Source organism: Burkholderia ubonensis subsp. mesacidophila (genome assembly GCF_002097715.1).
GTDB lineage: Bacteria > Pseudomonadota > Gammaproteobacteria > Burkholderiales > Burkholderiaceae > Burkholderia > Burkholderia mesacidophila.
Genome location: NZ_CP020738.1, coordinates 1382054 through 1402488, shown reverse-complemented (window position 1 = coordinate 1402488; position 20435 = coordinate 1382054). Strand labels below are relative to the sequence as shown.

Genomic DNA, 20435 nt, shown 5'->3' with positions numbered 1-20435 from the left:
CGCACCCTTCGTCGCACTAAGGCCCGCAAGGGCCTTTTTTCAGCCAGGACCATGACGACGCTCGTTCGCTTTGCCCCGTTGCTGGCGCTTGCCGCCGCTCCCCTCGCCCATGCCGCCGACGATCAGCCTTGCAGCGACGGCACGATCGCCGCCATCGCCCGCTGGGCCGGCATCGCCGACTCGCGCATCGCCGCACGCGCAACGAACGGGCTCGTCGTCGCTTCGGCCTGCAAGGTCATGCCGAACGCGCCGGGCACGACGATCGCGGCCGCCGCGTTCGATTCGCTGCCGAAGGGCAAGAACCCGGACGACAGCAACAAGCTGCAGGTCGTCGCGCTTGTCGAGAGCGGCAAGGTGGTTGCGGCCGAGCGCTCGATCATCGAGGAAGATGCAGCCACGGAAGTCGGCCCGGACAGCTATCGCATCGATACCGCGCCGTACCGGCTGTCGCCCGACGTTCGCGCGTTCGGCATCGTCTTCACGAGCAGTGCCCGCGGTGCAAGCTGCCCCGACGCCGACGCCGAACACGAACTGACCCTGTGGATACGCGAAGGCAACCGCATCCGCCCGGTGTTCGGCACCAACCTCTACGGCTGGGTCAGTGTCGAAGGCACGGCGTGCGGACCCGGCATCGGCGACGCGCGCAGTGAATCCGCGCACCTGACGATCGCCGTCGAGAAGACCTCGAGCCACGGCTTCGCGGACCTGTCTCTCACCGCCCGCATCACGAAAACGCAGCGCAAGGACAACGCATACTCGGACACGGGCAAGCGGACCGCGCGCACGATCGTCCGCTACGACGGCACGTCGTACGGGATCGATATGTTCCGGAACTTCTGGTATCCGCGCTCCGCGATGCAATGATGCGGCGACGGGATCGCGCCGCCGTGACTCCGCCCGCCTACTCCGCGACTTTGGGCCCGATCGCATCGGTCCCCGCCGGCATCCTCAGCCCGCCGTCGCGCGCGCGTTGCGCGCCGCGCGCCGAATAGCGGTCTTTCAGCCGCAGGAACGGCTTTTCGATGAGGAAGTAGCTGGCTATGGCCGCCGCGAACGCCTCCAGGATGCCGAGCGGAAAGCCATGCGGGATCGGCAGGTTCGGATTGGCGAACGGTTGCTGCCACAGATACAGGCTGAATGAAATCGTGCCGATAAACACGAGCGGCCTGGTTTGCAACAATCGCGAACACCATAAATCATGTCGAAAATTAAGCACGACGATCAGAATGCCGATCAACGCCGCTTCGATCGTCACGCCGTAAGTGATATTCCAGACTCCCCGCAGTTCCGATTCGATCACCGGCATCGCGAACAGCACGATGCAGACGATCGCGGTGACGATGCGCGACTCGCCGCGCCATGATCCGATCCACGCCTCCAGCCGCTGCCGGTTGAGCGCCACGTAGCAGCCGATCAGGATCGGATCGATGCCCGTATGGAACATCATCCGCAGCTGGCCGCGCAGCGCCGGCGCGGCGAAATAGGTGCCCGCGCGAACGAGCGGCACGATCAGGATCAGCGCCGCCAGCCAGCGCGTGTTATCGCGCCGCACGGCGAACAGCAGCAGCAGCGGCCAGAACCAGTAGAACTGCTCCTCGAGCGCCAGCGACCAGAAATGGCCGAGATACCACGCGCCGTCGGGATGCAGCGCGGTGTCGGCGGTCAGGCCGAGCCCGACCGAATAGTTCCACAGATGCAGCGCGGCAAGCGCCCACTGGTGCGGGCTGACGTCGATCCACCCCGCCACCGCCAGAATCGCGACGACCGCGAGATACGCGTAGCAGGCCGGCCAGATCCGCAGCGCGCGCCGGACATAGAACGGCGCCAGCGCGATGCTTCCCGTGCGCTTCAGTTCGCCCAGCAGCACGTTGGTGATCAGGAATCCGCTGAGAACGAAGAAGATCAGTACGCCGAGCCGGCCGTCGGCCAGCAGCCGCAGCGGCGCGAGCCAGCCCGTATAGCCGCCGGGCGCGACGTGTTCCGCATGTCCGACAACGACCATCGTTACCGCGACGGCGCGCAACCCGGTAAGCTGCTTGACACGATGTGTCATGGACTCGTTTCCATCGGAATGGCGAATGGCCGGTTTATTGATTGGTGTTTCTGAATGGCGTGCCGATACGTCGTCGGCAGTTTCGCTGAAAAATATCGAAATAAAATTGTCTAAAAAAATACCGCCGGAAACAACGCCGCACAACGGCGTAATTCATGCGGCGCAACAGCCGGGCGCGGGCTTGACGGATTGGGCATAATGGCGATTCGCTTCCGGCCTCGCCGCCACGGCATCCGGGCGACCTTCATTCCAGGGGACATTCCGTGTATCCACCCATCGAACCCTACGCCCACGGCTACCTCGACACCGGCGACGGCCACCAGGTCTACTGGGAGCTGTGCGGCAACCCGGAGGGCAAGCCGGCAGTGTTCCTGCACGGCGGCCCCGGCGCCGGCTGCAGTCCCGACCATCGCCGGCTCTTCGATCCCGCGCGCTACAACGTGCTGCTGTTCGACCAGCGCGGCTGCGGCCGGTCGACGCCGTACGCGAGCCTCGACAACAACACGACCTGGGATCTCGTCGCCGACATCGAGCGGCTGCGCGAGATGGTCGGCGCCCGGCAGTGGCTCGTGTTCGGCGGCTCGTGGGGCAGCGCGCTCGCGCTGGCCTACGCGGAAACCCACCCGGAACGCGTGAGCGCGCTGATCGTGCGCGGCATCTTCACGATGCGCCGCGCGGAACTGCTGTGGTACTACCAGGAAGGCGCGTCGTGGCTGTTTCCGGACCTGTGGGAAGAATTCCTCGCGCCGATCCCGGCCGACGAGCGCGGCGACCTGATCGCCGCGTACCATCGCCGCCTGACCGGCGACGACGAAGCCGCGAAGCTCGACGCCGCGCGCGCGTGGAGCACGTGGGAAGGTCGCACGATCCGGCTGCTGCCCGACCCCGCGCTCGCCGAGCACTTCGCGGACGGACACTTCGCGCTCGCGTTCGCGCGCATCGAAAACCACTACTTCGTGAACCACGGTTTCGTCGACGAGGGCCAGCTGCTGCGCGACGCGCATCGCCTGGCCGGCATTCCGGGCGTGATCGTGCAGGGGCGCTATGACGTTGCGACGCCCGCCCGCACCGCGTGGGATCTGTCGAAGGCGTGGCCCGACGCGTCGCTCGAGATCGTGGACGATGCCGGCCATGCGTACAACGAGCCGGGCATCCTGAAGGCGCTGATCGCCGCGACGGACCGGTTCGCGGGGTAGCGCGGCACGCACGCGACGCCGCATGGCCGCGCACGCCAGCGCTTGCGCCGGAGCGCTGGTCGGGCGCCGTGCGACACGGCCGGCGACGCCATCGAGTCCAAAAAGTTCTTCTTCGTCCGACCGGCAAGCCGATTTGTCTGCTCGGCCCTTGCATCGCGACACGGGATTCGCCCATCGACCGGGTCGGACGGCACTCCTTTGCACCGCCCCCATTGGGATGGCGGCGCGATCGCCGAGGGCAACCGCCGCCGCCATGGATACAGCCTCACAGCGACGGCGGCGCACATTACATCACTGCTGCCGATCGCTCGATCGGCAAAGCGGGGATCGCGACACAGGCGTGTCGGGCATCGAGCCGGTTCCCCGTTCGCCAGCGAGCGACTTCAGGCTCAGATGTAGACGAGGTCAAACGTCGCCTGGCCATCCAGAGTCTCGGCCGTGCCGGTACCCAGCGCGCTCGCCGAGTTCAGCATCGCACGCACCTTGATCGGGAACGTGAAGTTCGTCCCGTTGATCGCATGCGCAACGCCGCCGCCGACCAGCGGCACGACGGACAGCGCATTACCGACGTTGAAGGCGTTCACAGCCGAATACTTGAAGTTCTTCGCGATGTACAGACCGGTATCGCCACCGAGCAGGCCGCCGACCGTCCCGGTCGTTCCGCTGCGCGTGATCCACAGACCGTGAGACGCGTTGAGGAGGGGGAGCTTGCCGACGATGGCCTTATATGTCGAATCGGCCATGCCGCCCACGGCCGGCATCCAGTCGCTCAGCGACACACCCGTCGTGACGGCCATGTTCGTCATCGAGCCAATACCGCCGCTCGTCGAACCCGTGACCTTCGCCGCGCCGAGCTGCATCGAATATGCACCGATTTTCGTGCCCTTGGTCGTCTTGCCGAGGCCGAACAGCTGATCGTTCCAGCCCATGATGCCGCCGCCCTCGTTCGCGAGATTGGGCACCAGCCAGCTCATCACCGTGCTCGTCCCGTTCGCCAGCGCGTTCCGGTTGACCTGCGTGCCGTTCCGGTTATCGGTGACCTTGAACGCGATGAACGACGGCGACGTGCAAGAGATTCGCAGCGACGTCCTCTTCTCGCCGACCTTGCTGAAATCCGCGCGAGGCGATACCTGGCCGAAATCGATCGTATCGCCGCCCTCGAACGTCGGCGTACAAGCCGGAGGAACGATCGTTCCGGTCACCTTCAGCACCGCGGACGACTGCGCGAAAGCATGCGGCGCAGCGCTCATCATTGCGATGCCGATCGCCATCGCACCAATAGCGGGGTTCAATTTGATTCGATTCATTACTTCTCTCCTGTGTATACAGACTGCTTAAAAAAGTCCGATATGAAATTTCCAAAATCAGACGCGATAAATTCTATTAGTTAGGCATCCAAATCTATATAGGATAAGTTCCAAATTTCCTACAAATTTTCTACAGTTCGCCGCCGGTCAGCGGGACGGCGAATCGCTCCGTCCTGCGCCGGCGCCCACGACCTGACCATCCACTCCGTTTTCGATCCTCGCCTCGTAGATATCCGCCATATAGCCGTAACTGGTCGCAGGCTGAATGCGAATCGATGTGGCGCCCGGAGAGAGCTTGAGCATCTCCTCGACCTCGGCCTTCGTCTCGGCCGTTGCATCGCCGCCCTTCCCGGCCTGCTTGCGTTGCGCAGCGTTGCGCTTGTCATCCTTCGGCATCATCACGTACGTGGACTGCCCCGGCAGCATGTAGGTATTCGGCAAATACGCCTGCTTCCCGGCCGGAAGGAGCTGGACGGTCGCGCCAAGCCGCACGACGTACGGGCTCGCGTTCACGACTCGCAACTTGCCGTCCACGGCTTCCCATTTCAGCAATTTCCATGGCTCGCGATTGACCGGCAGCCCCTTCGGGTGAATGACCACGGGCAGGTTCTGGCGAATACGAATCGCCACGACGCTCGCATCCGGATCCTTTCGCTCGCCGATGCTGTCGAAGACGACTCGTGCGAGCCGTTCCGTCTTGAGCGGTGTCTTGTTCGTCAGGATGAAACGAACCAGTTGCGTCTGGCCGGGGTCGACCCGCGCGACCGGGGGCGTCACGGTGAACAACTTTTCCTGATCGTCGGGTACGTGTTCGATGATCGTGTAGAGCAGCGCCGACTTGTCGTCCGTGTTCCTGATTTTCATCGCGGCCTCCCCGACCGCCTCGTCGATCAGCACGACGGACGTTTCCGGAACCATGCCTGCCGCGTGCGCGGATGCGGCCGTACCGGCGGTCAGAAAGAGGGGCAGCAGTGCTGACAACAAGCGTGCGAGATGGGACATGAGGTCCTCCAAATTGTTGGAAAAATACGGAATTGAATGGAACGCCGTCACGGCGCGGACACCAGGCTGAAGCGCGGCTCGGACGTGACGGTCACCTCCCCGCTCAGCGCCGTTTCGGTCGCCCGGAATGCATCGATGCGGACAAAGACGTCGAGACGCCTGCCTGATACGGGTAGATTCGTGTCGTACGGAACGAGCGTCTCGCCCTGCCGGAAAACCAGCGGGACCGAAGCGACCGCCGCCGCACTGCCGCTCGGCGCAATGCCGGCCCGCACGTCCCGTCCGTCGAGTGCGACGCGCGTCACCGTGATCGTGTAATCGGCCACGCTGCCAAGGCGGATGCGGCCATCCGGCGACGGAATGCCGTCGAAACGGATTGCCACGACGCCAGCCCGCGGACACTGCACGGCGATCACACGATTCATCGACGCAACGGGACGGCGATCGGTACCGGGCTTCGCACCGATCCGATCGCCGAACACCCGGCCGAAATCGACGTTCGGATCGTTGACGGTCATCGCGCAAGGCTCCGCGCGGGCGACCGTCACGCCCCCCAGGATGAGCGTGGCGGCGAGGGTCAATGCATGAATTCGGTTCATCACGCGCTCCTCAGATGGAATTCGGATCGGCGTCGCAGGTCGCGTCGACCTGGACGAAAGGCGAAGCGAGAACCTGCCCTTCCGGGGCCTGGAACCGCAGGCTGCACTGACCGCTTCCCGGCAAGCGCGCGACGAGCGGCCCGGCGGGTTCCTGGTCGAGATAGACCACGCCGTCGCCCACGGCGGTCGTGACGTAGTTGTCCTTGGAATCGCGAATCGACGAGCCGACAGGCAGCGGATTTCCGTCGCTCATGTGCACGTTGAGCAGCATGCGCTTCGTCCTGCGCACCGCGATGTCGATGAAATTGACGGATCCGCGTCCCGCGTTGAGCTCCGCGTATCCGTTCTTGATGTCCACGTCGCGCGGCAAGGTTTGGGTACGGACAACCGTGCTTACGTCGGCATAGGGGGGAATGCTGCCGATCACGGCCTTGCCGCGCGCATCCGTCCACACGACACCCGCCGGCGTGCTGATGCCCACCCCCGACAGATCGCCTGTCGAGATCACGCCGAACGTATCGCCGATACTGTATGGCGACAGCGTGACGCCTTCCTGCGTCGCGACCATCCCGCCCTGAAGCTGCGCGGACAACGATCCGCTGTTGCGTTGCGCCGAGCCGCTCACCGAAGCCTGCGTGAAGCGCGGCCGCAAGCTCAGCGTGGCGAATGCCCGCTCGCTGCCGCTGTCTTGTCCGCGCTCCGCGCCGACGTTGTAGCTGACGACATCGTTGACTGTCTGGCTCGCGTTGACGCCACCGCGCAGCATGCCGCTGTTCCGGGTCACATAGGTGCTCATGTGTACCGGGCCGAGCGGAAAGCTGAGCGATGCGTAGATCGCCGTGTCCGCGCCGGTGGTGCCGCGGCCGAGCGAGCGATCGATATTGATCGACAGGCTGGCTCGACCGAATTGGCGGTTCCACGATGCAGCGACGTGCTGGCCGGAGAAACCGGCATACGTCGAGAAGCGATTGAACGATGCGGAAAGCGCCCCAAGGCTATCGCTGTTCCAGGTCGCCGAGCCGGACGTCACGTCGCGAACCCGGTAGTTGCGCATGATCTCCCAATACGCCGACTGGCGGACGTTGTCCGGCACGTCATAGAGCGTATCGGACAATGTGCGAAAGCCGATGGTCTGCCGATTGGCCTGGATATTCAGCGATACGTCGCGCGGAAGCTGAGCGGACAACGACAAGCCAACGCTGGCGCCGCGCTCTCCCAACGGCGGCGAATTGCTGATCTGCGCGTTGCTCCCCGCCGACACGCTGTTTCCGAACAGCGGCATCGTATGGTTGACGCCAACGGTCTGGTTGCGAGAAGACACGACTGCTCCCGCGACCACGCTCGAGCGCTCGCCGACATTCCAGCCCTTCGCGATGGAAACGACCACAGGACGCGCCATTTCATTCGGCCCGCGGTACTGATATACGCGCCCGACCGCCAGCGACAGACCGAGCGGCGCGCCGCGGGGCGCGACGAGCGACGAAGGCAATACGGTGAAACTGCGCTTGTTGTTCGCCTGGTCGATCAACGTGACTTCGATCAGCGACGAGCGATCGACCAGCGTAACGTTGCGGAGCATGAACGGCCCCGCAGGCACCAATGTCGTGTAGACGAGGATTCCTGCTTGCCGAACCTCGACGCGCGACTGCTGCGTGGCGACGCCCTGAATCGCGCTGCCGCTCTCGACAGACGCGAGCGCATCGTCGGGCAGGATCTGCACGCCCTCGATCGGCATCCCGCTGACGACCGGGTTTTGGATCGCAATCTGCCCGACCTGTACCAGATAGCCCGTGTCGACATCCGTCTTCTGCGCGAAGACATAGGGCATCTGAAATTCGGATTCGCCCTGCTGCCGCCAGTATGTCTGCGCGCTGCGCACCACCCAGTCGCCCAGATTGAATCCGGCTTCGGTATCCGCAGACAGGTACGTCGTGGTACCGCTGCCGCCCGATCGGCTGCCGCCTGCCACCAGGTTGTAGTTCAGCATCGCGCCCGTACCGCCGGATGACGCGCTATCGCCGGGACGCGGCTGGGTCAGCGCATCGGCAGGCACGACGATTTCGACCTGGTCTCTCGACGAATCGGCCTTGATTTCCGTCTGCGGTTGAAACGATCGATAGTCGTAACAGCTCTCCGCGAACGGACGCGCCGATCGCTCCGACGCAACGACTCGTCTCGCGTCGTCAGGCGTGGCTCTCTCCGGCTCGCCGCTGTGCGATTCCGCGTTTTCGGGGCGAGAATCGGACGAACCCATCTTCGCCGGCCCGGAAAGCGGAGCAGGCTGTCCACTCAAGAATGCGAGGAAGCTCCAGCGACGGGGCGGTGTCAGTTCATCCGGCAAGCGCAGGTGCGCCCGTGCGATCAACGCGTGATCAAAACACACGTTGCCCTGATCGTCGAAGCGGACATCGACTGTCCCGCGCGGCTGACCGTTGACGGAGAGCGAGACGCGATGCACGCCGCCGAGGAAACGCGGTTTTTCAGCGAAGTAATGCGCGAGTGCCGGGTCGAGACCACGCTCCTTCAGTGTCTCGATATCGAATTCGACGCTTATGTCGGATGCCGCCCCTTTCGGCTGAAGCATCGCACCGACGGGCGCCGGCGCTGCCTTGCAGTGAATGCTTGCTGCAAGTGCCGCCCAGCCGACACGAAACAGCAGCGACTCGAAGACGCGCGTTGCCCCAGTCCGGCTGGGGCAAACATCGTATCGTGGGGCGCCTCGCAGGCGGTATCTTCGATTCACAACGCGTCGACTTTAAAAATTCATTAACTATTCACAATATCCGCCTCAATTTTGTCACTCCGCCCATATAAAACAAATAATACAAGTACGAAATATATGTGAAAAATATAAGAACCATCTCAATTAAATCCCACCGCATCACGCACGCCATATATCGACAATGCAATTCGTGTCAATTTTTAATATAGACAAACGCCTCAAATTCGCACCAATAAAGAGATATCAATGAATTCCTCATTTCAGGAATGGCATCGCATATCGCCGAATCGAGCGGCGGCGGCTCGCCCGCAACAATCGGCAGGCGTCGAAACGCAAAACCGGCTTGCCGTACGGCCCACAGCCGCGCCGATCGTTTCACGCGTTTCAGGAAAATGGAGATGCGCCGATGCGCGTGGCGCGCCCGATCGGGCAGCGCGCCCCGGACGCCGTAGCGGTATCCGGCCATGTCGCCGCCGCACGATGCAATTGCGCGCGTCGTCTGAAGGATCAGATCTGAAAGCGGGATGGCTATGCAGACTGGCGACGTTTATCGTCTGTCGCCAACGACGTCCTTGGCGGCGTGCGGCATACACGATGGTCCCAGCACGAATCATCGATGCGTGGGCCCGGTCACGCCTCCAGCGGCTCGACCGTCACCCCGACCTTCAGCTCCTGATCCGCGCCGCCGCCGCGAATCACGCCGCGCAGCGGCGTCACGTCCGCGTAGTCGCGCCCGATCGACAGCATCACGTAGTCGTCGCCCGGTGCGCGATCGTTGGTCGGATCGAGCTGCAGCCAGCCGCCGTCCTCCGGCCACGCCGGGTCGTACACCTCGACCCACGCATGCGACGCGTCCGCGCCGATCAGCCGCGGCTGCCCGGGCGGCGGTTGCGTCAGCAGATAGCCGCTCACGTAGCGCGCCGCGAGCCCCAGCGAGCGCAGCGCGCCGATCATCACGTGCGCGAAATCCTGGCACACCCCCTGGCGCAGCGCGAGCGCATCGAGTGCGGTCGTCGTCACGTCGGTGCTGTTCGGCGCGTACGTGAATTCCGCGTGGATGCGCCGCATCAGGTCCCACGCCGCCTGCACGAGCGGCCGGCCCGGCGTGAAGCTGACCGCCGCATACGCGGCCAGCGCCGGGTCGCACGCGACGTGCGGCGATGCGAACACGAATTCGCTCGCCGTGTCGTATGGCTGCCCCGCACGAAAACGGAACCGCTCGCGCACCGCCTCCCACGCGCTCGCGTGCGCCGGGTCCGGCTGCGCGATCGCGGGCGGCGGCTCGCCGCGCGCGCCGGCCGACCAGACGGGCGGCGTCACCCGCACGACGCTGCGGCTGCGCACGAACAGCGCGTCGTGCGGCTGGTTCAGTGCGAACGACGTGCGCGCGTTGCCGAACGCATCGGTCTCGGCGCCGACGCTTTCCGGCGCGGGTTCGATGTCGAGCGCGAACGACAGCACCTGCTGGCGCGGCGTCGCGAGCGGCGTCAGGCGCGCCTGGTGCTGCGCGGATTCGACCCGCGCCGCATAGCGGTACTCGGTGTCGTGCGTGACACGCAGCAGCCGGCCGGCGACGGGATCGGCAGGCGTAGCCGCGTCCGGTGCGGGCGGCGCCTTCGCCGCGGACTTGGTCGTCGTCACCATAGCGTCCTGCCCGCCTCGCGCACGTGGCTGAAATAGCGTTCGCCGATCCGGTTCGACAGCGCCCACACGGCCTTCGCGGTTGTGTCGAGGCGCTCGAGCAGCCGGTCGTGGCGGCCATCGTCGCCGGTTTCGCACAACTCGTGCAGCGACCAGCCGGGCACGTCCGGGATCGCGTCGGCCAGCTCGGACAGCGCATAGCCCTCGCTGCGCTCGACCTTCGTCAGGCGTCCCCGCATCGCCTGCACGACCCACGCGAGCGAGCGCGGATTGTCGGTGTCGAGCACGACGAGCGACAGCAGCGGCGCGACGTCGAAGCCGCGCTGGAAGCGTGAGCGGAACGTGATCGCGCTGTCGAACAGCTCCAGCACCAGCTCGAAGCCGTCCTGCTTGTGCACCGCGCCTTCGTCGAACGCGAACCGCAACACGCTGCACAGAAAGTCCAGCCGGTCGATCTGCCGGCCGATCGACAGCAGCCGCCAGCCGTCGTCGCGCGTCATGTTGTCGGTCTGCGCGCCGGTGATCGCGCCGAGCAGCAGGCCGAGCCGGTCGAGCAGCTGCAGCGCTTCGTTGCCGAGCTGCTCTTCCGCTTCCGCGTTGCCGGTGCTGTCGGCGAACAACTGGGTCGCGTCGTCGATCAGCCGCCATTGCTCGCTCGACAGCCGCTCGCGGATCGCGGCCGCCGCGCCGCGCATCCCGAACAGGCACGACGCGATGCCCGCCGCGCGGTCCGCGCCGCGCGTCAGCGATACGGCGAGCGCATGCTGGAACGCGCGCGGCGCGTCGACGGCGCTCGGCGCATCGGCCGCGATCAGGCCCGCGTCGCGGCACAGCGTGTCGATCAGCTCCAGATGCGCGGGACTGTCCGCGTCGTCCTCGCCGCGCAGCCGTTCGAGCGCCGCGCGCGCGAGCCGCATCAGGTTGGTCGCGCGCTCGGTGTAGCGCCCGAGCCAGAACAGGTTCTCCGCCGCGCGGCTCGCGATCGCGCGCGGCTGCGCGGCGCTCAGGTCCTCCGCGCTGAGATGGGTCTGCAGCAGCGTCGTCGCATCGACGACGCCTTCCGTCATCACCCACGTATCGACCGTGCTGCCGCCGTGCGGCATCGGCGCGTTGAACAGCGCGTCGCGCGCGCCGACCCGCGACAGCCCGCCGGGCAGCACGCGCCAGCGCGCCGCGCCGTCCGCGAGCGCGAACACCCGCAGCAACAGCGGCTTCGGCACGATCCGCGCGCCGCCGTTGCCGTAGCCGTCGCTCGGCTCGCGGTGGCCCGGCCACGTCGGCGCCTGCGACAGCGGCAGGTCGGCCTGCACCGTGTAGTGCGCGGGATTCGCGAGGATCCGCGCGCGCCATTCGGCGAGCTGCGCGTGCGTGAGCCGCGCGCCGATCACCGGCTCGAAGCCGCCGCCCGCCTGCACGTCCGGCGGGAACGACGGCTTGACGATGCAGCGCGCGAGCTGCGGCAGCGCGTCGTCGCACGCGGCCGGCTCGCCGCACCACCACGAATGCACGGCCGGCAGCGTCAGCGTTTCGCCCAGCAGGCTTTCCGCGAGACGCGGCATGAAGCCGAGCATGCCCGGCGATTCGAGGAAGCCCGAGCCCGGCGCGTTCGCGAGCAGCACGTTGCCCGCGCGCACCGCCTGCAGCAGCCCCGGCACGCCGAGCAGCGAATCGGGCCGCAGCTCCAGCGGATCGAGCCACGCGTCGTCGACGCGCCGCAGGATCCCGTGCACGGGTTCGAGCCCGCGCAGCGTCTTCAGGAACACGCGGTTGTCGCGCGCGGTCAGGTCGCCGCCCTCGACCAGCGTGAGGCCGAGGTAGCGCGCGAGATACGCATGCTCGAAATACGTCGCGCTGTGCGGCCCCGGCGTCAGCAGCACGATCCGCGAGTTCTTCCGTGCCGGGCTCAGCGCCTGCATGCTCTGCAGCAGCGCGCGGTAGCTCGCCGCGAGCCGCTGCACGCGCAGCCCGCGGAAGGTGCGCGGCAGCAGGCGCGACACGATCAGGCGGTTTTCCAGCAGATAGCCGAGCCCGGCCGCGCCCTGCGTGTGATGCGCGATCATCCGCCACTGGCCGTCCGGCCCGCGCGCGAGATCGAACGCGACGACGTGCAGCCACGTGTCGCCCGGCACCCGCGCGCCGCGCATCGCGCGCAGGTAGCCGGGATGCCCGGTGACGAGCGCGGGCGGCAGCAGCCCGCGCTGCAGGATCGTCTGCGGCCCGTACAGGTCGGCCATCATCGTGTTGAGCAGCCGCACGCGCTGCAGCACGCCGCGCTCGATCGCCGCCCAATCCTGCGACGTGACGATCAGCGGCAGCAGGTCGAGCGACCACGGGCCGGTCGCGCCGTCGCCGGCGCGCTGCTCGTGCAGCTGGTAGAACAGCCCGTTCTCGCGCATGCGCCGCTGCAGCGCGTCCGCGCGGCGGTCGAGATCGGCCACGCCGTCGCTGCCGAGGTGCGTGAAGAACGCGCGCCACGCCGGCGCGAGCGCGGGCGCCTGCAGGCCGGCCGCGCTGCCGCGCAGCTCGTCGTAGCGGCCGGCAGCCGCCGGCGCGGCAAGCGCGGCGGCCAGCTCGGCGGCGTCGGGCTGCGACCCGGTATCGAAGAGCGTGTGCATCGGGTCGGCGGCGGCGAGATCGTCGGGGTGAATGGGCGGCACGGTGTCGGTCCGTCTTCGGTCAGGAGGCGCGAGTCAGCAGTCGATCCCGCACGCGCGCCGCCACGGTGCGCGGCGCGCGTGCGCGACCGCGCTCTGCCGGCATCCTAGCATTCCGGCGGGGCCGCCATCGGCCGGCGCGCGCTGTCGTCCCGGCGGCTCCGGCCGCCCGCGCATCGTCATCAGGTCTCCTCCATGCGGCGCTCAAGGCCGCCGCAAATCCAGCGTGAACGGGAACTCGCGGCTCGGCACGGCCGCCGCCACCGCCATCCGGCCCGGCGTATGCCCCATCGCGACGAAACGCGCGAGCCGCCGGCTCTCGGCTTCGTACGCGTTGACCGGGAACGTCGCGTAGTTGCGCCCGCCCGGATGCGCGACGTGATACCGGCAGCCGCCGAGCGAGCGCTGCATCCACGTATCGACGATGTCGAACGTCAGCGGCGCATGCACGCCGATCGTCGGATGCAGCGCGGACGGCGGCGCCCACGCCTTGTAGCGCACGCCCGCGACGTATTCGCCGGCGGTGCCGGTCGGCTGCAGCGGCAGCGCGCGGCCGTTGACGGTCACGACATGGCGGTTGTCGTTCAGGCCGGTGACGCGCACCTCGAGCCGTTCGAGCGACGAATCGACGTAGCGCACCGTGCCGCCGCTCGCGCCCTCCTCGCCCATCACGTGCCACGGCTCCAGCGCACCGCGCAGCGTGAGCTGCATCCCGTTCACCGCGATCTGCCCGAACAGCGGGAAGCGGAACTCGAAGTGCGGCGCGAACCACGCCGGATCGAAATCGAAGCCGGCGTCGCGCAGCTCGGCCAGCACGTCGTCGAAATCCATCCTCAGGAACGTCGGCAGCATGAAGCGGTCGTGCAGCGCGGTGCCCCAGCGCGTGAGCGGCGTCGTGTACGGCGCCGCCCAGAAGCGGGCAACCAGTGCGCGCAGCAGCAGCTGCTGCACGACGCTCATCCGCGCATGCGGCGGCATCTCGAACGCGCGCAGTTCGAGCAGGCCGAGGCGGCCCGTCGGCGAATCGGGCGAATACAGCTTGTCGATGCAGAACTCGCTGCGGTGCGTGTTGCCGGTCACGTCGATCAGCAGGTTGCGCAGCACGCGGTCGACGAGCCACGGCGGCATGTCGTGCCCATGCAGCAGCTGGTTGCGCTGGATTTCCGCGAACGCGATGTCGAGCTCGTAGACCTGGTCGTTGCGCGCTTCGTCGACGCGCGGCGCCTGGCTCGTCGGGCCGATGAAGAGCCCCGAGAACAGGTAAGACAGCGACGGATGGTTGTGCCAGTATGCGATCAGGCTCGCGAGCAGGTCCGGACGCCGCAGGAACGGGCTGTCGGCCGGCGTCGCGCCGCCGAGCACGAAGTGGTTGCCGCCGCCCGTGCCGACGTGGCGGCCGTCGACCATGAACTTCTCGCTGCTGAGCCTCGACTGCCACGCCGCGTCGTACAGGAACTCGGTATGGCCGACCAGCTCGTCGAAACTGTGCGCCGGATGGATGTTGACCTCGATCACGCCCGGGTCCGGCGTCACCTGCAGCAGCTTCAGGCGCGCGTCGCGCGGCGGCGGATAGCCTTCGAGCACGAGCTTCACGCCGAGCGCGCCGGCGGTCAGCTCGAGCGCGTCCAGCAGGTCGAGATAATCGTCGAGTGCGGCGAGCGGCGGCATGAACACGTACAGGATGCCGTTGCGCGCCTCGACGCATAGCGCGGTGCGCGTGATCCACGCGGCCGATTCGAAACGCTCGGGCTGGCGCGTCGCGTCCGGGGCGGCACGGCGCCCGCCGGCCGCGGCGCCGCCCGTCGTGCCACTCTCGCGCCACTGCATCACGGTCTGCGCGGACGCCTCGCGATGCACGCCGGCCAGATAGCGCGGCGCATCGCCCGGCCCGACATGGCGCGCGCGGAACGCGTCGGCATCCGGCAGCGGCTCGCACGGCGCGAACGGGTCGCGCTCGGCCAGGTACGGATAGTCGGCGCGACCGACCCACGGCAGCGAGTCGAGCGGCAGCCGGTAGCCCATCGGCGAATCGCCGGGCACGAGGTACATCCGCTCGTCGCGGAAGAACCACGGGCCGGTCTGCCAGCACGGGCCCTCGAGCCCCGGGGATTCATCCGCGCGCCTGAGCGGCAGCACGTAGCCGATCACGCTGTCGAGCTTCTGCTCGAACACCTTGCGCAGCCGCGCGCGCTCCAGTTCGTCGTCGAGCCGCGCGTCGAACGGGTCGACGTTGACCGGCAGCCGGCGCTCGCGCCACAGGTAATACCAGACATCTTCGTAACCCGGACGGATGAATTCGCCGGTCAGGTTCAGGCGCGCGGCCAGCGCGTCGATGAAGCGCTTCGCGTCGTCGGTCGTATAAGCCGACGGCACGCGCTCGTCCGCGAACAGCGACGGATCGCGCCAGGCCGGCTGCCCGTCCGCGCGCCAGAAGATCGACAGCGCCCAGCGCGGCAGCTGCTCGCCCGGATACCACTTGCCCTGCCCGAAATGCAGGAAGCCGCCGTGGCCGTACTCGGCGCGCAGCCGCTGCACGAGCTCCGTCGCATAGCCGCGCTTGGTCGGCCCGAGCGCGTCGGTGTTCCATTCCGCGCCGTCGCGGTCGTCGATCGACACGAAGGTCGGCTCGCCGCCCTGCGTGAGCCGCACGTCGCCGGCCGTCAGCGCCGCGTCGACCTGCGCGCCGAGCGCGCGCACCGCGCCCCATTGGGCGTCGGTATACGGCTTCGTCACGCGCGGCGATTCGTACACGCGCGTGACTGCCATCTCGTGCTCGAACGCGACTTCGCACTCGTCGATCAGCCCCTCGACCGGCGCGGCGCTGGTCGGCTGCGGCGTGCATGCGAGCGGAATGTGCCCTTCGCCGGCGAGCAGGCCCGACGTCGGGTCGAAGCCGATCCAGCCCGCGCCCGGCAAATACACTTCGCACCACGCGTGCAGGTCGGTGAAGTCGACTGCCGTGCCGCTCGGGCCGTCGAGCGACTTGACGTCCGGCGTGAGCTGGATCAGGTAGCCCGACACGAAGCGCGCCGCGATCCCCAGGTGCCGGCACAGCTGCACGAGCAGCCAGCCGCTGTCGCGGCACGAGCCCGACGCGCGTTCGAGCGTCTGCGCGGGTGTCTGCACGCCCGGCTCCATCCGCACCAGATAGCGGATGTCGCGCGACAGCTTCTGGTTCAGCGCGACCAGGAAGTTCACGGTGCCGGCCGGCGTGCGGTCGACTCCGTCGAGATACGCGCGGAACGCGGACGACGCGCTCGTCGGCGGATCGCACGCGAGATACGGCGCGAGCTCGGTGCGCAGCGCGTCGTCGTACTGGAACGGGTACTGCTCGGCGCTGCTCTCGAGGAAGAAGTCGAACGGGTTGTAGACCGACATCTCGGCGACGAGATCGACCGTGATCTCGAACGCGCGCGTGCGCTCCGGGAACACGAGCCGGGCCAGGTAGTTCGCAAACGGATCCTGCTGCCAGTTGAGGAAGTGCTGCGCGGGCCGGACCGTCATCGAATACGCGACGATCGGCGTGCGGCAATGCGGCGCGGGACGCAGCCGCACGACCTGCGGGCCGAGATTGACGAGCCGGTCGTAGCGGTAACGGGTGGTGTGATGCAGCGCGACGTGAATGGGCATGGCGAAGCGGCTCGGCTCAGGTTGGATCGGGCCGTCGCGCCGCGCCGGATCGGGCGCGGCGAAGCGGCGCGACGGGTTCGTCGGCTGACGCGCGCGTCAGACCAGTTCCGGCGACTGCACGACGCTGATCTCGATGCCGAGCGGCGTCGCGCCGGCCCCGGTCACCGGCTGCGCGTCGTGGGAGTCGAGGCCGATCGCGATGCGCACGTAGCGCTCGTCCGGGCAGCGGTTCATGAACGGATCGAAGCCGACCCAGCCGAGCCCGTCGACATACGCCTCGGCCCACGCGTGGCCGGCGGGCTGCTGCATCGGCGCGGCCGCCTGCTGCTGCGCGCCGAGCGCCGGCCGCGGCATGCCCTGCGACTGCGACGCGTGCGACGTGCCGAGCGCCTGCTGCATCCGTTCGCCGCTTTGCAGCGCGACGGCCTCCTCTTCCTGCGCGCCGCCGCCCAGCTTCGCGTCCGCGATGCGCTGCATCGCGCTGTCGGCCAGCACGTAGCCGGAGATGTAGCGGGCCGGAATCTTCAGCACCCGCGCGGCCGCGATGAACGCGTGCGCGTGATCGCGGCTCGTGCCCGCGCCGCTTTGCAGCGCGGTTTCCGCGTCGACCGGCGTGTCCGGCGCATGCGGCGCGTACGCGATGCGGCCGTGCACTTCGGTCATCAGCCAGTGCAGCGCGTCGAGGCTGCGCTGCTCGATCGGCAGCGCGTCGGCAAGCGCGCGCACCGTGTCGCCCGCTTTCGTGAGCGCGGTCTCGCGCTCGAAGATCCACGGCGGCGCATAGCCTTCGATGTGGCCGAGGATGCCCGCGCGATCCTGAGTCTCGACGACGCCCGCCGCGACGATCACGATCTCCGCCTTCGCGCCGCGGTCGTGCCGCACGAGGTCGGTGCGGTTGCCGAGCCCGTCGGCATAGGTGAGCGTCGGCTCGACGCCGTCGATCGTGACCTGCCACGCACGCACCGTCTGGCCCGGCCCCGATTGCGGACGCAGCCGCAGCCGTTGCAGCACGTGGGTGACCTGATCGTCGAACTGATAACGCGAGATGTGTCGGATGGCGAGTCGCATGGCAAGTCTCAGTCGAAGTTGTACGCCTGGGCGATTTCGAGCCCCAGGCTGTTGTTGCGGCCGATGAAGTCGGTCAGGAATTCGTGCAGGCCGCTCTTGAAGATCCGTTCGACGCTCGTGTCGGACAACATTTGCAGGATCTTCGTGGCGGTGTCGTGACACGGGTGCGTGACGCCGTAGTCCTTCGCGAGCAGGTTGAGGCTCGACACGACGCGGCCGTAGCAATACCGCAGCGAGCGCGGCATCCGGCCGTTGAGGATCAGGTAGTCGGCGATGTTCATCGGCTTGTACTGCACGTCGTAGACCCAGCGGTACGAGCGGTGCGCGGCCACGCAGCGCAGGATCGTTTCCCACTGGTAGTTGTCGAGGATCGTGCCGACGTGCGAGACCGACGGCAGCAGCAGGTGGTACTTCACGTCGAGGATCCGCGCGGTGTTGTCGGCCCGCTCGACGAACGCGCCGATCTGTGCGAAATCGAAGATCTCGTTGCGCAGCATCGTGCTGTAGAAGCTGCCGAGGATCAGCGCGGTCTCGCGCTTCACCTGATCGAGCACCGCCGGCAGCTCGCCCTCCGGCACCGGCTGCGCGAGCACGCGCCGCAGCGACAGCCATGCGCCATTCACGCTCTCCCACGCCTCCCGCGTGAGCGCCGTGCGCACCATCCGCGCGTTCGAGCGCGCGGCCTCGATGCACGACAGCACGCTCGACGGGTTGTCGCGGTCGCGCAGCAGGTAGTCGGTCACGGTGTCGGCCGCGTAGGCGTCGTATTTCTCGCGGTAGCCGTCGTCCGCGCCCGAGCTGACGAGCACCGACGACCATTCGGCCGGCGCGTCGGACGTGCGCGTGAGCGCCATCCGCAGCCCGGCGTCGACGATCCGCGCGGTGTTCTCCGCGCGCTCGATATAGCGGTACATCCAGTAGAGACCGCTCGCTGTGCGTCCAAGAAGCATCTTGTGTCCACTCCGTCTGGTTTCCGTTCGCGCGCGGCCGTTGCCGGCGCGCGCTGTCGCCGTGTTCCGCTCAGTCGGCCAGCACCCAGGTGTCCTTGGTGCCGCCGCCCTGGCTCGAGTTGACGACGAGCGAGCCCTCCTTCAGCGCGACGCGCGTGAGCCCGCCCGGCGTGATGCGGATGCGATCCGACACCAGCACGAACGGCCGCAGGTCGACGTGCCGCGGCGCGAGGCCCGCCTCGGTCAGGATCGGCGTCGTGGACAACGCCAGCGTGGGTTGCGCGATGTAGTTCGCCGGGCGCGCGCGCAGCTTCGCGGCGAACGCTTCGATCTCGGCCTTCGACGCGCACGGACCGACGAGCATCCCGTAGCCGCCCGAGCCGTGCACTTCCTTCACGACCAGTTCGTCGAGATGCTCGAGCACGTACTTCAGGCTGTCCGCCTCGCCGCAGCGCCAGGTCGGCACGTTCTCGAGCAGCGCCTTGCGGCCCGTGTAGAACTCGACGATTTCCGGCATGTACGAATAGATCGCCTTGTCGTCGGCGATGCCGGTGCCCGGCGCGTTCGCGATCGTGATGTTGCCCGCGCGGTACACGTCCATGATCCCCGCGACGCCGAGCGCCGAATCGGGGCGGAACGTCAGCGGGTCGAGGAACGCGTCGTCGACGCGGCGGTACAGCACGTCGATCGGCCGGAAGCCCTCGGTCGTGCGCATCGCGACGCGGTCGTCGATCACCTGCAGGTCGCTGCCCTCGACGAGGTGCACCCCCATCTGGTCGGCGAGGAACGAATGTTCGTAGTACGCGGAATTGTGGATGCCGGGCGTCAGCACGGCGATGGTCGGGTTGTCGGCGTTGCCGCCCGGCGGGCAGACCGCGGCGAGCGACTGGCGCAGCATCTGCGGATAGGTCTCCACCGGCCGCACCTTGACCTGCTGGAACAGCTCGGGGAAGAGCTGCATCATCGTCTCGCGGTTTTCCAGCATGTACGACACGCCGGACGGCGTGCGCGCGTTGTCCTCGAGCACGTAGAACTGGTTCTCGCCGGTGCGCACGATGTCGACGCCGATGATGTGCGTGTAAACGTTGCCGGGCGGCCGGAAGTCGATCATCTCCGGCAGGAACGCTTCGTTGTGCGCGATCAGGTGCTTCGGCACGATCCCCGCGCGCACGATTTCCTGGCGGTGGTAGATGTCGTCGAGGAACGCATTGAGCGCCATCACGCGCTGCTCGATGCCGAGCGACAGCCGATTCCACTCATTGCCGGAAATAATGCGCGGCACGATGTCGAACGGGATCAGCCGCTCGGCGGCCTCCGCGTCGCCGTACACGGCGAACGTGATGCCCGTCTTGCGGAACACGCCCTCCGCGTCGTGGGCTTTCTGGGCGAGGCTCGCGGGGTTCTGCGTGTCGAGCCACTGCTTCAGGCGCGCGTAAGGCGTCCTGACCATGTCGCCGGATTGCAGCATTTCATCGAATGGCTTCATCGATTTGTTCTCCATCGTTTTTCCCGGCATTGCGCATGCCGGACCGGCGTATCGACTGCGGAGCAAGGAGCGTGCCTTGCGATTCCCCCGCGCTTCCCTCATTTCGCCGCGGCGCCGGCACGCTCCG

14 protein-coding genes are annotated in these 20435 nt (G+C 67.4%); 2 read left to right on the top strand and 12 right to left on the bottom strand.

All coding sequences use genetic code 11. From position 1 onward, the window contains the following. The first annotated feature begins 51 nt into the window (after nucleotides 1-51). Complete coding sequence (locus B7P44_RS23830) at nucleotides 52-864, top strand: PA3715 family protein (RefSeq protein ID WP_084908431.1); 813 nt, start codon at nucleotides 52-54, stop codon at nucleotides 862-864. A 37-nt stretch (nucleotides 865-901) separates the two neighbouring features. On the opposite strand, the gene B7P44_RS23825 is transcribed toward B7P44_RS23830, so the two are convergent. Continuing rightward, a complete protein-coding gene (locus B7P44_RS23825; RefSeq protein WP_084908430.1) occupies nucleotides 902-2053 on the bottom strand; it encodes an acyltransferase family protein in 1152 nt (383 codons plus the stop codon). A 263-nt stretch (nucleotides 2054-2316) separates the two neighbouring features. On the opposite strand from B7P44_RS23825, the gene pip reads away from it, so the two are divergent. Further along, nucleotides 2317-3249: a prolyl aminopeptidase gene (pip, locus tag B7P44_RS23820; protein ID WP_084908429.1), complete on the top strand. Its 933-nt coding sequence runs from the start codon at nucleotides 2317-2319 to the stop codon at nucleotides 3247-3249. A gap of 389 nt (nucleotides 3250-3638) precedes the next feature. On the opposite strand, the gene B7P44_RS23815 is transcribed toward pip, so the two are convergent. The 11 genes from B7P44_RS23815 to B7P44_RS23770 form a co-directional block, all read right to left on the bottom strand. Then, complete coding sequence (locus B7P44_RS23815) at nucleotides 3639-4556, bottom strand: DUF1120 domain-containing protein (protein WP_084908428.1); 918 nt, start codon at nucleotides 4554-4556, stop codon at nucleotides 3639-3641. Nucleotides 4557-4703: 147 nt separating this feature from the next. Next, a complete protein-coding gene (locus tag B7P44_RS23810; RefSeq protein WP_084908427.1) occupies nucleotides 4704-5558 on the bottom strand; it encodes a fimbria/pilus chaperone family protein in 855 nt (284 codons plus the stop codon). 47 nt (nucleotides 5559-5605) lie between these two features. Then, complete coding sequence (locus B7P44_RS23805; protein ID WP_231716824.1) at nucleotides 5606-6076, bottom strand: DUF1120 domain-containing protein; 471 nt, start codon at nucleotides 6074-6076, stop codon at nucleotides 5606-5608. A 91-nt stretch (nucleotides 6077-6167) separates the two neighbouring features. Then, nucleotides 6168-8741 (bottom strand): fimbria/pilus outer membrane usher protein, encoded by a 2574-nt coding sequence (locus tag B7P44_RS23800; protein WP_084908425.1) that lies wholly within the window; start codon nucleotides 8739-8741, stop codon nucleotides 6168-6170. Between the two features lie 331 nt (nucleotides 8742-9072). Then, on the bottom strand, nucleotides 9073-9345 hold the full coding sequence (locus tag B7P44_RS36625) for a hypothetical protein (RefSeq protein ID WP_133117890.1): 273 nt from the start codon (nucleotides 9343-9345) through the stop codon (nucleotides 9073-9075). A 164-nt stretch (nucleotides 9346-9509) separates the two neighbouring features. Then, a complete protein-coding gene (locus tag B7P44_RS23795) occupies nucleotides 9510-10520 on the bottom strand; it encodes a transglutaminase family protein (RefSeq protein WP_084909998.1) in 1011 nt (336 codons plus the stop codon). Then, nucleotides 10517-13135: a circularly permuted type 2 ATP-grasp protein gene (locus B7P44_RS23790; RefSeq protein WP_084908424.1), complete on the bottom strand. Its 2619-nt coding sequence runs from the start codon at nucleotides 13133-13135 to the stop codon at nucleotides 10517-10519. Before B7P44_RS23790 ends, B7P44_RS23795 begins: the two co-directional genes overlap by 4 nt. Before the next feature lie 243 nt (nucleotides 13136-13378). Further along, nucleotides 13379-16804, bottom strand: a complete 3426-nt coding sequence (locus B7P44_RS23785; protein ID WP_084908423.1) for a transglutaminase family protein — start codon at nucleotides 16802-16804, stop codon at nucleotides 13379-13381. A 96-nt stretch (nucleotides 16805-16900) separates the two neighbouring features. Beyond that, the gene (locus tag B7P44_RS23780) at nucleotides 16901-17872 is read right to left on the bottom strand and encodes a transglutaminase family protein (RefSeq protein ID WP_084908422.1); all 972 of its coding nucleotides are present in this window, start codon (nucleotides 17870-17872) and stop codon (nucleotides 16901-16903) included. A gap of 8 nt (nucleotides 17873-17880) precedes the next feature. Beyond that, nucleotides 17881-18822, bottom strand: a complete 942-nt coding sequence (locus tag B7P44_RS23775; protein WP_084908421.1) for an alpha-E domain-containing protein — start codon at nucleotides 18820-18822, stop codon at nucleotides 17881-17883. Nucleotides 18823-18892: 70 nt separating this feature from the next. Continuing rightward, a complete protein-coding gene (locus B7P44_RS23770) occupies nucleotides 18893-20308 on the bottom strand; it encodes a circularly permuted type 2 ATP-grasp protein (RefSeq protein WP_084909997.1) in 1416 nt (471 codons plus the stop codon). Between the last annotated feature and the right edge of the window lie 127 nt (nucleotides 20309-20435).